Genomic DNA, 13037 nt, shown 5'->3' on the forward strand with positions numbered 1-13037 from the left:
CCTAGGCTTCATCCACCTCGCCGCCACACTCATCTGGATGCGCTGAATGTCGATTCCACCTAGTCCGCAGGCAGGCCCAAGGCCTCGCGCATGACCTGGAACACGGCCGGGTGATCCATCAGACCGTGAACCCGCTCGGCGCCGGGGCCGGTGGCGTAGGTCGCGACGTCCTCGCCGGTGTGAGCGGCGCTGTAGAGCGGCACGGCGGCGAAGTTGCGCAGGTCGGGATCGGCGGTGTCGACGTCGGTGAGGTCGGGGCGAAGCTCGCCGACCGGCGGGGCGCCGGGGCCGCTGGCGTACATCAGGATCGGGATCGCCTTGCCGTCCATGGCCTTGGCCGGGTCGTCGTCATTGCCGGGCAACAGGCCCAGGATCGAGGTGTCGCGCATCCCGCCATTGATCGTCAGGCCATGGCTGTGGTCGGCCGTGACGATGATCAAGGTGTCCTTCGGATCGGTCATGGCCACAGCGGCGGCCACCGCCTTGGAGAGCTCGACCGTCTCGGTCAGGGCTTCGTGGGCCAGGCTGAGGTGGTGGGCCTTGTCGATCAGGGCGCCTTCGACCATCAGGAAATAGCCCTGCTTGCTCTGCGACAGGATCTCGATGGCCTTGACGGTCATGTCGGTCAGGCGCGGTGCGTCGGTTTGCGTGGCTCGGCGGGCGTTCTCACGCATCATGTTGCCGGGCGCGAACAGGCCGAGCAGACGCTTGGTCCCCTTGGGCACGGCGGCCATCGCCGTGCCGGTCTCGACATAGGCGCCGCCTGAGGCCCGCCACTCGGCGGTCAGGTCGCGGCCGTCCAGACGCTTGCCCGTACCTTCGCTGGGCGTAAAGGCGGCCTGGCCGCCGCCCAGCATGACGTCGAGTTGCAGGGCCTTGGGGCCGTCCAGCATTTGCCGGGCGATGTCCTTGCAGCCTTGCGCGACCGCTTCAGGCGGCAGGTCGGCGTCCGACTGCCATTGGCGCGAGGGGGTGTGGGCGTAGAGCGAGGCCGGGGTGGCGTCGGTGATCGCGGCCGTGGAGACCACGCCGGTGGCCAGACCCTTCTTGCGCGCCATCTCCGCCAGAGTTGGAACCGACGCACCCTTGACCGAGGCGCAGTCGCCGCGCCGCACCTTGTCGTCGACGCCGAGCGCGCCGTTCAAGGTCCGGTGGCCGGTGAGGATGGCCGAGGCCCCGGCGGCGGAGTCCGTCACCAGCCCGTCGGCCGAATAGGTCTGGCTGAGGGCCAGGTGAGGGAAGGTCTCGAAGGACAGGCGATTGGAGGCGCCATCCTTGCCCCGCTGCTGACCGTCATAGATCCGCGCCGCGGTGAGGGTCGCGACCCCCATGCCGTCGCCGATGAACAAAATTACGTTCCGGGGGCGCTCGGCGGCGGAGGCCGGAGCCCCCGCCGCGCAGATCACGCCCACCAGGGCCAGCGCGCTAGAAGCGCGCCGACACCCTGACAAAATACTCTCGCCCATCGACACCAAGTCCGCCTGCCTCCGTATAGGGTCGGCCGTCGTTCGAACCGACGACCTCGTCGGGGTACTCATCGGTCGCGTTGATCACACCCGCATGAAGGCTGAGCGTTTTATTGATCTCGACGGACGCGGTGAGGTCCAAGGTGATCTCGTCGCCGAACACCTGGGTCGGTCCGAGCGGCGAGGAACGGTATTTTCCAAAGCGCACGACGTCGGCCAGCAGGCTCCAGCGACCCATGTCGAGACCCGCGTTCAGCGTGACCTTGTTGCGCGGCTGGGCGTCGGTGAGGACGCCGATCGAGGTCGGGCCGAGCAGGGCCAGCGCCGGCAGCACCGGGTTCACGGCCAGCGATTTCACGTCGTTGTCGTAGGCGGCGTAGGCCAGGGTCAGGGTCAGCCGGCCGTCGGTGGCGATCGGCGTCGACCAGTTGACCGCGGCCTCCCAGCCTTCGGTGCGGGTGTCGGCGGCGTTGGTGAAGAACCGGACCTGCGAGGCGTTGGTGATGCCGCGTGCCGCCAGGATGGCGGTGACGGCCGGCCCCGACAGCGATTCCGACAGCGCGATGCGGTCATCGATCTCGATGCGGAAGACGTCGGCGGTGAAGCTCAGCCGAGGGATCGGCGTCAGCACCACGCCTGCCGAGATGTTGCGCGACTTCTCGGGCTTGAGGTCGGAGGCGCCCAGCGCGCGGGCGACCGGATCGCTGACCGCGAAGGTGCCGACATTGACCAGTTGGCCGGCCGAGAGCTGGCTGGTCACGGTGGCGAAGTGCTGCTGTTGCAGGGCCGGGGCGCGGAAGCCGGTGCTGGCGGTGGCGCGAACGGCCAGCCAGTCATTCGTGCGCCAGAACAGCGAGGCCTTGCCGGTCGTTCGGTCGCCAAAGTCGCTATAGTTCTCGAACCGGGCGGCGAGCCCGAGGTCGAGCCCCTTCACCGGCGAGATTTCCCCGTCGATGAAGGCGCTGTATGCGGTGCGGTCGACATTGACCGGGGACGGCGGATTGTAGCCGGGGAAGCCTTGCGCGCCCGCGCCCTGGTACGAGGCGGGCTCGCCGGGGACGATCTTGAAGCTCTCGAAGCGGTGCTCAAGGCCCGCCGCAAGGTTGGCCCCGGCCAGCACGTCTTCGAACCGGCGGTTGACCGTCAGGTTCACCAGGTTCTGGCCGTAGCGGGTGCCGCCGGATTCGAACCGCCTGGGGCTGGCCGCGCCGAGCGAGGTGTTGGCGCTGTTGGAGACGGCGAAGTCTCCGCGGTTGAAGCCGACCGTGTCGCTGAGGTCCCAGGACCAGCCGGCGGCCTCACCACGCACCCCGACCGCGCCGCCGAAGTCGATCATGTCGAACTCGACCAGGGGCAGGAAGCCGAGCGGATAGAGCGCCGGCGCGACATTGGGCAGGCGGAACAGCGGCGCGCTTTCCGAGTAGCGGCGGTCGAAGGTGGCGAAGCCGTAGAGCGTGGCGCCGGGTAGCGGGACCTCGGCGTTGGCGGCGAGGTTCAGATCGAGCGATTCCGGATCGCCGTGGCGCTGGGTGACGCGGCCGACCCGCGGATCGACGCGGGCGGAGTTGGTGAAGTTGCGATAGCGGGCCTCGGCGGCCAGGGTGAGGAAGCCGTCCTCGCCGAGTTTGAAGCCCTGGCGCGCGGTTCCGATGGCGGTCTCGCCGTCGCCGTCCTCGGTGGCGCCGATCTGGAACGTGCCGAGCCCGCCCTCGGCGTCGTCGCGCAGGACGATGTTGATCACCCCGGCGATGGCGTCGGAGCCATACTGGGCCGCGGCGCCGTCACGCAGCACCTCGACCCGGGCGATGGCCGAGGCCGGGATGGTGTTGAAGTCGATGGGCACGGTGCCGCGCCCGACATTGTTGTTGAAGTTCAGCACCGAGGACGAGTGCCGGCGACGGCCGTTCACCAGCACCAGCACCTGGTCGGGGCTCAGGCCCCGCAGACTGGCCGAGCGGGTGTTGGCGGCCGAGGGGCCGGTGGCCGAACGGGGGAAGTTGAAGGACGGCGAGACGAACTGCATGACCTTCGACAGGTCGTTGAAGCCGCGAGCCGCCAGTTCCTCGCCGGTGAACACGTCGACGGGCGATGAGGTCTCGGTGGCGAGCCGGGGCGCGCCGCGCGAGCCGACCACCACCAGTTCGCCGAGCTCTTCGACCGGCGGAGCTTCGGCCCAAGCCTGCCCCGCCATCAGGGCCAGGCCCGCGGCTCCGCATAGAATGTTCCGACGCATGCCGATCCCCCTTCAAGAAACTTGCAGCCGGCTTCTGGCCGGGGGCGTGGGCAGGGTCGAACGCAAAGGGCGCGACGGGCGTTGCGTGACGCGCAACATCCGACATGGATGTGTCACGCGCCCGCCGCGCGCCCGGCGTCAGTCAGCGGCGACCAGGGCCTGGGCGATGTCGGCCAGGCGATAGCCGGCCAGGGTCAGGCGGCGCTCAGCCTGCGCCGTCACGTCGGCGACATAGGCCCCCGGAAGCTCAGGAGCCTTGTCGGCGCTGTCGGCCGAGACTAGATCGGCTCGATAGGCGAGGGGCCCCGCCAGGCGGTAGCTCTCGCCCGCCCAGGCGCTGAAGGCTGTGGCCACGGCGGGGCTGTGGCCCAGTTCCGGGAAGGAGGCGCGCGGATAGCGCGTGGTCAGGTCGCGCGCGCGGGCCAGGGCCTGCTCCGGCTCGCCGTCGCGATTGACCGAGTCGTCCCAGAACCAGTGCAGGCTGATCGGCTCGCCGGTCTTGGGATCGCGGACATGCTGCAGTCCGCCGCCCCGATCTCCGGTCGGGAAACGGCCGGAGAACAGCTGGGCGGTGTGCAGCGGCTGGTGAATGTCGCCAGCGATGTGGAACACCCAGGCGACGGCCATGGCGCGCTCGGAGATCGGGGCCTTGGGGTCCGAGGCGACCTTCACGTTGAGGGCGAAGGCTTCGTTGGCCGCGCCCGCGCTGTCGGTGGCCGGGGTCTTGGGCGGCGGGCTGCGCGGGTCGATGACCGGCCGCAGGGCGTGGTGCCAGGTCGGGTGGTCCTGGGCGCCGCCGCGCACGTCGTCGGGCCAGCGCGCCAGCTCCATGAACAGTCGCCGGGCGCGCTCGTCCCCGGTCGCCCGGCCGACGGCGACTTCAAACGGCCCGCGGTCGGGGTGTTGAGCGGCGATGGAGAGCAGCTTCTGCAAGGCCTTGGGATCGCGGGCGGCGAGTTCGTCATAGGCGATGGCGGCCGTGACCATGTGGCCCGGCCGGGTCCAGGCCTGGGCCGGAGCGTGCAGGGTGAGCGCCAGGGCGGTGGCGAGAAGGGGCAGGCGCATGATCGGGCTTCCATTGAGTGGCAGGAAACCTTGGTAGCAGCCGGGCTATCGCAGGCTGTCGCAAAGGACCGAACGCCAGTTGCGCGGCGCGCAACGTGCTAGGCGCCCGCTACGGCAGGGGCCTAGCTTTGCGGCGCGTAAGTTCAGCGAGGCGGCTATGGTCAAGATTGTCAGGATCGGTGGAGCCGGCGGCTTCCTGGGGGACTCCTCGGTGGCCGCGCCGCAACTGCTGAAGGGCGGCCGGCTCGACTACATGATCCTCGACTATCTGGCCGAGGCGACGATGTCGTCGCTGGGTCAACTGAAGGCGGCGCGGCCGGATCAGGGCTATGCCCGTGATTTCACCGAGTGGGTCTGGAAGGACAACCTTCAGGAGCTGAAGGCGCAGGGGGTGAAGATCGTCACCAATGCGGGCGGGCTCAACCCGCACGCCTGTCGCGCCCGGATGGAGGAACTGGCCGCGGCCGCAGGGCTCAGCTTCAAGATCGCCGTGGTCGAGGGCGACGATCTGATGGGCCGGCTGGATGATCTGGCGGCGCGCGGTCTCACCGAGATGTTCACCGACGCGGCCTTCCCCGATCCCAAGCGGGTCTTCACCGCCAACGCCTATTTCGGCGGGAGGCCCATCGCCGAGGCCCTGGCGGCCGGAGCCGACATGGTGATCACCGGGCGGGTGGTCGATAGCGCCCTGGCCTTGGGCCCGCTGATGCACGAGTTCGACTGGACGGAGGCCGACCACGATCTGCTGTCGGCCGGCTCGCTGGCGGGGCATGTGATCGAGTGCGGCGCGCAGGCCACCGGCGGGTTGTTCACCGACTGGGAGGACGTGTCCGACTGGGCCCACATCGGCTATCCGGTGATCGAGTGCCAGGCCGATGGGACCTTCGTGGTCACCAAGCCGCCCGGCACCGGCGGGCTGGTGTCGCCGGCGGCGGTGGCCGAACAGATCCTCTATGAGGTCGGTGACCCGCAAGGCTACGCCCTGCCGGACGTGGTGTGCGATTTCACGCAGGTGAAGGTCGAGGCCGTGGGCGAGGACCGCGTGCGGGTCAGCGGCGCCAAGGGCTATCCGCCGAGCGGCGCCTACAAGGTCTGCATCACCTTCGAGGATGGCTATCGGTTCATCGGCGCCATGCCGGTCGTCGGGCGCGACGCCGTCCGCAAGGCAGAGCGTCAGGCGCAGGCGGTGCTGGAACGCCTGGGGGAGATGCTGCGGGACCGCAACCTGCCGCCGCTGCGCGATCAACGGATCGAATTGCTGGGCGCCGAGACGTCCTATGGCGCGCAGGCCCGGCCTGAAGCCCGTGCGGCGCGCGAAGTCGTGGCGCGGGTTGGGGCTGAGCACGAAAGCGCCCAGGCGCTGGGGCTGTTGGCGCGGGAGTTCGCCTCGCCGACTACGTCGATGAGCGTGGGATCGACCGGATGGTTCGGCGGCGCGCCGACCATCACCCCGGTCGCGCGGGTGTTCTCGGTCTTGCTGCCCAGGGTCGAAGTCGACGCCGTGGTGAGCCTTGGCGCCGAACGCCGTGAAATCCGCGCCGCGCCGCCCGCGGCGCTGTTCGATCCTGGCATGGTGGTGCGGCCGGTTGTTCCAGAGCCCCCGAGCACGGAGGGCGAACTTGTCCTGACGCCGCTGATCGACCTGGCCTGGGCGCGGTCGGGCGACAAGGGCGACGCCTTCAATATCGGGGTGATCGCCCGGCGGCCTGAATACCTGCCCTGGATCCGGCGTGGCCTGAGGCCCGATGCTGTCCAGGCGTTCTTCGCCCACGAGTTCGAGGGAGCGAAGACGCCCAAGGTGCTTTGCTATGAGCTGCCGGGTTTGCAGGCGATCAACCTGCATTGCATCCAGGCCTTGGGCGGGGGCCAGTTCTCGAGCCTGCGCCTGGATCCCTTGGCGAAGGGCAAAGCGCAGCAGCTGCTCGACATGGAGATCGAGATTCCGGCGGGCTTGCTGGGCGGGTAGGCGTTGGGGCTCGGCCCTTCCACCCACCTCGTCATCCTAGGCACAAGGCCTAGGATGACGAGGCGAGAGGCGAGAGGCGAGAGGCGAGAGGCGAGAGGTGACAGGTGGGAGCCTTAAGCCCCTGCCGACGCATCCTGAGCGCGGCGGGCGGCTTGGATCGCGCCGGTGATCGCGGCGCGGGCTTGTGGGCTGTTGCGCCAGCAGGTCGAGCCCAGGTGGGCGGAGGCGGCGACGCACAGGGCGGCGGCGTCTTGCCCCGCCAAGGTGGCGAGATCCTCGACGCCCATCTGTTCAAGGCGCAGCACGACCGTGGGGCCGACGCCCTTCACCGCGAGCAGGATGGCCCGTTCGTGTTCGGCGAAGGCCATGACGTCTCCTGGTTCGGGTCTAACCCAACTGTAGCTTGAGCCGCAGCGCCTGGGCCAGGGTCTGGGCGCGCTTGGCGGTCTGTTCGCCGAGCAGCATGTCGGACCAGCCGTCCTGGGCGCGTAGGATCAGGCGCTCGCCTTCGATCGCCAGGGTGCAGTGGCCGAGCAGGCCCGCGTTGCGGCCCGACAGGTCGCAGCCGAGACGGATGGCCGAGCCCAGCGCTCGGGCGCGTTGGCGGCGCTCGACCGACAACACCTTGGAGACCGTGCCAGGTTCAGGCGTCGCGGGGGCCGAGGAGTGGCGGGCGAAGGCCGCGCTGGCCAGGAAGGCGCGCTCGGGGTGGTTCATGCCGGCGATGGGGGCCCGCAACACCTGTTCGAAGGCCAGCTCGCCGCGATGGTCGGGGTGAAGTCGCGCGCCGAGATCGGCCAGTCGGCAGGCGGCGGCGATGAGCACCGGCTCGCGGGCGCCGAAGACCGGGGGCAGGCGACTGAAGGCCGGATCGAGCCAGGCATGCAGCGCCGTGCCGAGATCGTTGGAGAGCCCGCGCACGGTCGTCAGGGCTTCGCAGCCCTCGATCAGCGGGTCCTGCGCGGCCTCTTCGGGCGCCATGGCTTCCAGCAGTAGGCCTTCGCGCAGGCCATAGGCGGAGATCACGATGCGCTCGATGCCCAGGCGCTCGATTAGGGCGTCCAGCACCAGGGCCGAATAGGGCAGGGTGTCGAAGCGCTTCTTTGACAGCCCCTGCATCCGCTCCAGCGAGCCCTTGGACTGGCGGGCGACAAAACGGGCGACGTCGACGGCGTCGGAGCGGTTCATCTCGTACTGGTGAGCGACGCGCAGCGGGTAGTCGGCCATCTCCATGTGCAGGAGCGCCAGGTTGCGCCAGGCGCCGCCAACGGCGTGGAACTCGCGCGTGCGGAACCGCAGGCCGGCGTTTTCAATGCGGCCCTCGATCACCTTGCGCATCTTGTCGACGTCGAGCGGTTTGGGCGCTCCCAGGGCGAACGGGCCGAGGGGCAGGGTGACGCCGTCACGCGGCGCGCCCGAATCGAGGTGCACCAGTTCGAGGCTGGAACCGCCCATGTCGCCGACCACGCCGGTGGCGTCGGGCTGACCGGCCAGGACGCCGAGCGCGGCGTAGCGGGCTTCCTCGACGCCCGAGAGGACGCGCAGGCGCAGGCCGGTCTCCATCTCCACGCGGGCGAGGAAGGCCGGACCGTCAGAGGCCTCACGCACGGCGGCGGTGGCGACGGCGAAGATGTCGGCGGGAGCCCAGCCGCTGAGCGCGGCGCGGAACCGGCGCAGGGCGACCAGGGCTGTCTCGATGCCGGCCGGCGACAGGCGACCAGTGGCCGGCAGGTCGCGGCCGAGGCCGGCCAGGGCCTTTTCGTTGAAGACCGTCCAGATCGCGCGGCCTTCCAGCCGGTAGATCACCAGGCGCACGGAGTTGGAGCCGACGTCGATGACGGCGGTCTGACGGGAACCTAGGTCCTTGAAAGCTCCAGGACCGGGATCGGGGGAAAGGGCCCGGCTATCCGCGCGGGGCCACATGATCGATCGCGCGCGGCATGTCCTTCACCTTCTGCCCCCGGCCCGACAGGCTGGGATTGGTCATGAAGTACTCGTGCGCGGAGAAAGCGCCCGGGTGATCCCATGATGGATCGCGGGTATAGCGGCCGTCCGCGTCGAGCGTCCAGCTTTGCGCTTCGTCCTTGAGATTGGCCACCATGATCTGTTGCAGGACCTGCTGGTGGACAGTGGGGTTCTCGACGGGAGTGAGGCACTCCACGCGGCGGTCGAGATTGCGCGGCATCCAGTCGGCCGACGAGATGAAGACGCGGTTTTCCGCCGAGGGCATGGCCGCGCCGTTGCCGAAGGCGACGATGCGGGCGTGCTCCAGGAACCGGCCGACGATCGACTTGACCCGGATGTTCTCCGAGAGGCCGGGCACGCCGGGGCGCAGGCAGCAGATGCCGCGGATGACGAGGTCGATGGAGACGCCGGCCTGGCTGGCCTCGTAGAGGGCGTCGATGATGACCGGATCGACCAGCGAGTTCAGCTTGGCCCAGATGGCGGCGGGCTTGCCGTCATGGGCGCTCTGCACCTCACGCATGATGTAGGTCAGCAGGTCGGCCTTCATGGTCAGCGGCGAGGGCGACAGCTTCTCCAGGCCGTCGGGGCGCGCATAGCCGGTAATGAAGTTGAAGAGGCGGGCGCTGTCGCGGCCCATGGCCGGGTCGCAGGTGAACAGCGACAGGTCGGTGTAGATCCGCGCGGTGACGGGGTGGTAGTTGCCGGTCCCGAAGTGGCAGTAGGTGCGAAGGGTGTCGCCCTCCTTGCGGACCACCATCGAGAGCTTGGCGTGGGTCTTGTACTCGACGAAGCCGAAGACGACGTGGACGCCGGCGCGCTCGAGGTCGCGCGCCCATTTCAGGTTCGCTTCCTCGTCGAAGCGGGCCTTGATCTCGACCAGGGCGGTGACGTTCTTGCCGTTCTCGGCCGCCTCGATCAGGGCGGCGATGATCGGGCTGTCGGACGAGGTCCGATAGAGGGTCTGCTTGATCGCCAGGACGTTGGGGTCGCGGGCCGCCTGACGCAGGAACTGGACCACCACGTCGAAGCTCTCGAACGGGTGGTGGACCAGGATGTCCTTGTCGCGGATGGCCGCGAAGCAGTCGCCGCCATGGTCGCGGATCCGCTCGGGGAAGCGGGCCTCGAACGGTTTGAATTTCAGGTCGGGCCGGTTGGCGGGGATCAGCTGTGACAGCTCGTCCAGGCCCAGCAGGCCGTCGATGAGGATGATGTCGTCGTCCTTGGCGTGCAGGTTCTCGACGATGAAGGTGCGCAGTTCGGCCGACATCTCGGCCTCGATCTCGACGCGGACCACAGAGCCGAGGCGGCGCTGCTTGAGCCGCAACTCGAACTCGCGCACCAGGTCCTCGGCCTCTTCCTCGATCTCCACGTCGCTGTCGCGGATCAGGCGGAAGACGCCTTTGGCCTCGATCTCGCTGTCGGGGAACAGGTGGTCGAGGAACAGGGACGTCAGGCTTTCCAGGCTGATGAACCGACGATCTGGAAACTTTCGGCGGCTAGGCGCGGCCGGCAGCTCCCAGAACCGGGCGACCTGGGCCGGAATCGGCACCAGGGCGTAGAGCGGGCGGCCGTCCGACACCCGCTTCAGCTTCAGCACGATGCAAAAGGCGAGGTTCGGAATGAACGGGAACGGGTGAGCCGGGTCGATGGCCAGCGGTGTCAGCACCGGGAAGATCCGGGTGATGAAGGTGGCTTCCAGCGCCTGTTTCTCGGCCGCGGTGACTTGCTCCTCGCCGATCACGATGAGGCCTTCGCCGGCGAGCTCGTCGCGCAGCCGGCGCCATTGACCCTGCTGGTCGGCCATCAGGTTGGCGGCCTCGGCGTTGACGCGCACCAGCTGCTCGACGGGGGTGAGGCCGTCCTGGGACACGACCCGGAGGTCTTCGCGGGCCTGGGCCTTCAGGCCGGCCACCCGGACCATGTAGAATTCGTCGAGGTTGTTGGCCGAGATCGACAGGAACCGCAGGCGCTCCAGCAGCGGATGGCGCGGGTTCTTGCTCTCGTCCAGCACGCGCTCATTGAAGGCGAGCCAGGAGATTTCCCGGTTGAAGAAGCGTTCGGGCGAGCCGACCAGCTCAGAGTCGAGCGCCAGGGGCGTCTCGCCGGCGGGCCGCGGACCAGGGGCGGCGTAGGTCATGATTTCAGCGTCCGTAGGCATAGGTTGGTTCTGACCCAACCCGAAATGTACCGCAAGTCATCCATCGAAAAGGTCAAGATTCTCGCTATCATCTTCAAGAATCTGTCGCGCAAGTATGCGCGAAATAGGGCGTTGTTCATCGTCGGCGGCTTCATCCAGCCGCTTCACGATTTCGCGCGCATAGGGGATCGACCTCTCCATGCGGCGCAGCAGGTAGGGATAGACCTCCTTCGGCGCGCGAATGCTCCGTTCGCGGAAGAATTTCTTGAGGACGCCTTCCAGGACTTCATCGTCCGGCTCCTCGATCTCGGCCACCAGCAAGGCGTGGAGACGCGAGGGCAGGTCAGGCAGCTCGGTGCGCCAAGCGACCGGCGCCTCGCGTGCGGTCAGCAGCAGGCCGCCGCCTTCGCGGGCGGCCATGTTGATTAGGTGGAACAGCGCCTCGTTGTCGACGCCCTGGTCGACGTCCTCCAACAACACTGGGCGACCGGCGGCGGCGGCCACGTCGGGCGCCAGGCGATCCAGGACCACGGCGTTGGCGCGCGTGGCCCATTCGCGAGCGAGATGGGTCTTGCCGATGCCGGCCGGGCCGAACAACGCCAGCGCGCCGCCGGGCCAAGCCGGCCACAGGTCCAGCGCCGCGATGGCCTGGGCGTTTGACGGGCCGGTTATGAAATCCCGGCGCGAGAAAGAGCCCGGGCGCCGGAGTTCCAGGCGCAACTGCCGTGTCATGCGTCTGGTCCAACCAACTGAAGCACAAGAGCGGTTTACCAAGCTGGCGGCGCCTGGTCGACGTGTTGCAACCCTGGGCTTGGGGATGACTTGGTGAATCCGAGGGACAACTCGGCGCTGGCGAGCAGCTTGGCGGGTTCCAGTCACGAACATGTGCTGCTGCGGCGCGGCGGTCACGATTGACGGGCGTTCGCGATGAGCAGTGGGTGCACGCCGCGAGGGGGGAAAGCAGCGTCCGCGCGCCCTCGATCCCGAGCAGCGGTGACGCTCAAGGGAGGATGACATGATCGGTGTAGGACGCAGCGCCCAGATCATCGGAGATCCCCAGGCCGCGATGGCGTTCGCCGCCAGCATGACCGAGCACATCAAGGGCTGGCCCGGCGTGCAGCGCGCCACTTGCTGGGCTTCGCTCGCCGGGGCGACCGGCACGGTGGCCTGGTGGCTGGAAATGACGGACTTGGCGGCCTTCGAGGCCCTGAACACCGCAATCGCCAGCGACAAGACCTACTGGGCCAAGGTCACTGAGGCGCGAGACAAGGGTTACTTCGCGCCCCAGAGCTTCCATGACAACCTGATGCGACAGGTCGCCTGATCGCGACCTGGGATCAGGAGCCGGGACTGTCGATTGGCCGGACCCGGTCGCGGGCCGACATCAAGGACCAGCCCTCCGGGCGCAGCAGTTCGATGGGCGAGAAGCGGACCTTGTAGTCCATCTTCTCCGACCCCCGGACCCAGTAGCCGAGATAGACGTACGGGATGTCGGTCAGGCAGGCCTGGACGACGTGGTCGAGGATGACGAATGAACCAAGGCTGCGACGGGTCAGGCCTGGGTCGTAGAACGAATAGACCAGGCTGAGGCCGTCGCTCATCAGGTCGACCAGGGCGCAGGCGACCAGATCGCCGGGGCCGCCGTCCTTGGAACGCTGTCGGTATTCGATGATGTGGGTGCGGACGGCGGTGTCCTCGACCATGGCGACATAGTCGGGCCAGGTCATCTCGGCCATTCCACCGTCGGCGTGACGGGTCAGCAGGTAGCGGCGGAGCAGATCGAACTGCTCCATGGTGGCCTCGGCCTCGACCAGATGGCGTTCGAGATCCTCGTTGCGCGACAGGACGCGGCGTTCGGAGCGCGAGAAGACGTAGTCCTTGGTCGGGATACGGGCCGAGACGCAGGCCGAGCAGCTTTCGCAGGCCGGGCGATAGGCGATGTTCTGCGAGCGGCGGAAACCGACCTGGGTCAGGCTGTCGTTGACGTTCGCGCCGTCCGACAGCGGCAGGTGCGCGAAGACCTTCCGTTCGTGCCGTTCCGGCAGGTACGGACACGGACTGGGCGCGGTCAGGAAAAACCTGAGTTGTCGTGTCGGAAAATGCTGCGTCACGGACTTGCGATCGCTTTCGAACCACTGCGCCTGGAGAGATTAGGCGTCATGGGAAGCCCAGGCGCAAGGTCCCAAACGTCACGGAGCGAGTTAC

The 13037-nt window shown here is 68.4% G+C and carries 10 protein-coding genes; 2 read left to right on the forward strand and 8 right to left on the reverse strand.

Features of this window, described 5'->3' with window-relative positions; genetic code table 11:
* Positions 1-59: 59 nt before the first annotated feature.
* The 3 genes from ASE02_RS10905 to ASE02_RS10915 all read right to left on the reverse strand — a co-directional run bounded on the left by ASE02_RS10905 (position 60) and on the right by ASE02_RS10915 (position 4764).
* Positions 60-1466: an alkaline phosphatase gene (locus ASE02_RS10905; RefSeq protein ID WP_082602008.1), complete on the reverse strand. Its 1407-nt coding sequence runs from the start codon at positions 1464-1466 to the stop codon at positions 60-62.
* A complete protein-coding gene (locus tag ASE02_RS10910) occupies positions 1426-3699 on the reverse strand; it encodes a TonB-dependent siderophore receptor (RefSeq protein ID WP_056734074.1) in 2274 nt (757 codons plus the stop codon). Before ASE02_RS10910 ends, ASE02_RS10905 begins: the two co-directional genes overlap by 41 nt.
* A gap of 138 nt (positions 3700-3837) precedes the next feature.
* Complete coding sequence (locus ASE02_RS10915; RefSeq protein ID WP_056734076.1) at positions 3838-4764, reverse strand: S1/P1 nuclease; 927 nt, start codon at positions 4762-4764, stop codon at positions 3838-3840.
* 157 nt (positions 4765-4921) lie between these two features.
* Between ASE02_RS10915 and ASE02_RS10920 the strand changes: the two genes are divergently transcribed.
* Positions 4922-6730 (forward strand): acyclic terpene utilization AtuA family protein, encoded by a 1809-nt coding sequence (locus ASE02_RS10920; RefSeq protein ID WP_056734078.1) that lies wholly within the window; start codon positions 4922-4924, stop codon positions 6728-6730.
* 113 nt (positions 6731-6843) lie between these two features.
* On the opposite strand, the gene ASE02_RS10925 is transcribed toward ASE02_RS10920, so the two are convergent.
* The 4 genes from ASE02_RS10925 to ASE02_RS10940 are packed head-to-tail and all read right to left on the reverse strand — an operon-like array spanning position 6844 to position 11741.
* On the reverse strand, positions 6844-7098 hold the full coding sequence (locus tag ASE02_RS10925) for a hypothetical protein (protein ID WP_056734081.1): 255 nt from the start codon (positions 7096-7098) through the stop codon (positions 6844-6846).
* 19 nt (positions 7099-7117) lie between these two features.
* Positions 7118-8653, reverse strand: coding sequence for a Ppx/GppA phosphatase family protein (locus tag ASE02_RS10930; RefSeq protein ID WP_082602009.1), 1536 nt, complete (start codon positions 8651-8653; stop codon positions 7118-7120).
* Positions 8634-10832, reverse strand: a complete 2199-nt coding sequence (locus ASE02_RS10935) for an RNA degradosome polyphosphate kinase (RefSeq protein WP_056734083.1) — start codon at positions 10830-10832, stop codon at positions 8634-8636. Before ASE02_RS10935 ends, ASE02_RS10930 begins: the two co-directional genes overlap by 20 nt.
* Before the next feature lie 57 nt (positions 10833-10889).
* A complete protein-coding gene (locus tag ASE02_RS10940) occupies positions 10890-11741 on the reverse strand; it encodes a DnaA ATPase domain-containing protein (RefSeq protein ID WP_304438358.1) in 852 nt (283 codons plus the stop codon).
* A gap of 106 nt (positions 11742-11847) precedes the next feature.
* Between ASE02_RS10940 and ASE02_RS10945 the strand changes: the two genes are divergently transcribed.
* The gene (locus ASE02_RS10945; protein ID WP_056734089.1) at positions 11848-12156 is read left to right on the forward strand and encodes a hypothetical protein; all 309 of its coding nucleotides are present in this window, start codon (positions 11848-11850) and stop codon (positions 12154-12156) included.
* 13 nt (positions 12157-12169) lie between these two features.
* Here ASE02_RS10945 and ASE02_RS10950 read toward each other — a convergent pair whose 3' ends face one another.
* Positions 12170-12943, reverse strand: coding sequence for an arginyltransferase (locus ASE02_RS10950; RefSeq protein WP_056734091.1), 774 nt, complete (start codon positions 12941-12943; stop codon positions 12170-12172).
* Positions 12944-13037 lie beyond the last annotated feature (94 nt).

This window comes from Phenylobacterium sp. Root700, assembly GCF_001429025.1.
In the GTDB taxonomy this organism is placed as follows: Bacteria; Pseudomonadota; Alphaproteobacteria; order Caulobacterales; family Caulobacteraceae; genus Phenylobacterium.